The 1,407-nt window shown below is 63.0% G+C and carries 2 protein-coding genes; both read left to right on the top strand.

The window, feature by feature from the left end; all coding sequences use genetic code 11:
- A partial coding sequence (locus tag ACFVFR_RS31825) for a hypothetical protein (RefSeq protein ID WP_383708098.1) occupies positions 1-180 on the top strand: 180 nt, incomplete at its 5' end.
- Between the two features lie 208 nt (positions 181-388).
- Positions 389-1,405 carry a 2-oxoacid:ferredoxin oxidoreductase subunit beta gene (locus ACFVFR_RS31830; RefSeq protein ID WP_383708100.1) on the top strand — a complete coding sequence of 339 codons (1,017 nt, stop codon included), beginning with the start codon at positions 389-391 and terminating at the stop codon, positions 1,403-1,405.
- Positions 1,406-1,407: the final 2 nt, after the last annotated feature.

Raw genomic sequence — 1,407 nt, forward strand, 5'->3', positions numbered from 1 at the left:
TTGGGTGGGGTGTTGGCGTCGTATGAGCGGGTGGTGATCCCGGAGATGAATCTGGGTCAGCTCGCTACTTTGATTCGGGCGAAGTACGTGATCGACGCGCGTTCGCATACACAGGTCAACGGGATGCCTTTCAAGGCCGAGGAGTTGGCTACCGCTTTGAAGGAGGCCATCAATGCCTGACACCACCCCCACCACCCCGCCCACCCCCACCACCCCCGCTACTCCCCCCACGACTACCGCTGCCACTGCGGCCACCGCGACCACCGCGACATCAGTGACGGCTTCGACCCCCGTTTCGACATCAGTGCCGGCCTCGGCTTCGGCATCAGGGTCGGGGTCGGGTGGGGGGTTGTTGTCGTTGGTGCCGCGGGCTGAGGGTCGGCAGTCGATGCGGGATTTCAAGTCGGATCAGGAGGTGCGGTGGTGTCCGGGGTGTGGTGATTATGCGGTGTTGGCGGCGGTGCAGGGGTTTATGCCTGAGTTGGGGTTGGCTCGGGAGAATATTGTGTTTGTGTCGGGGATTGGGTGTTCGAGTCGGTTCCCGTATTACATGAACACGTATGGGATGCATTCGATTCATGGTCGGGCGCCGGCGATCGCGACGGGGTTGGCGACGTCGCGGCGGGATCTGTCGGTGTGGGTGGTGACGGGTGATGGTGACGCGTTGTCGATTGGTGGGAATCATCTGATTCACGCGTTGCGGCGGAATGTGAACCTGAAGATCTTGTTGTTCAACAACCGGATCTACGGGTTGACGAAGGGGCAGTATTCTCCGACGTCGGAGGTCGGGAAGATCACGAAGTCGACTCCGATGGGGTCGTTGGACGCGCCGTTTAATCCGTTGTCGTTGGCGTTGGGGGCGGAGGCCTCGTTCGTGGCGCGGACGGTGGATTCGGATCGGCAGCATCTGACGGGGGTGTTGCGGCAGGCGGCGGCGCATCCGGGGACGGCGTTGGTGGAGATCTACCAGAACTGCAACATCTTCAACGATGGTGCGTTTGAGGTCCTTAAGGACAAGGATCAGGCGTTGGAGGCGGTGATCCGTCTGGAGGACGGGCAGCCTATTCGTTTCGGGGCGCCGTTGGAGGACGGGTTGGGATCGCGTGGTGTGGTGCGGGACCGGGCCACCGGTGATCTGCGGGTGATCGATGTGCGGGAGGAGGGAGCGGATGAGGTCCTGGTGCACGACGCGGGTGCCGCCTCCCCGACCACGGCCTTCGCGTTGACACGGTTGGCCAACGCGGACACGCTGCACCACACCCCCATCGGCGTGCTACGCAGTGTGGAGCGAGCGGTGTATGACACGCAGATGAGCGAGCAACTCGACCACGCCATCGAGCACCAGGGCAAGGGCGACCTCGCCAGCCTCCTCCACGGCAACGACACCTGGACCGTCAACCACTGACG

The sequence above is a fragment of the Streptomyces sp. NPDC057702 genome (assembly GCF_042799315.1).
Lineage (GTDB): Bacteria > Actinomycetota > Actinomycetes > Streptomycetales > Streptomycetaceae > Streptomyces.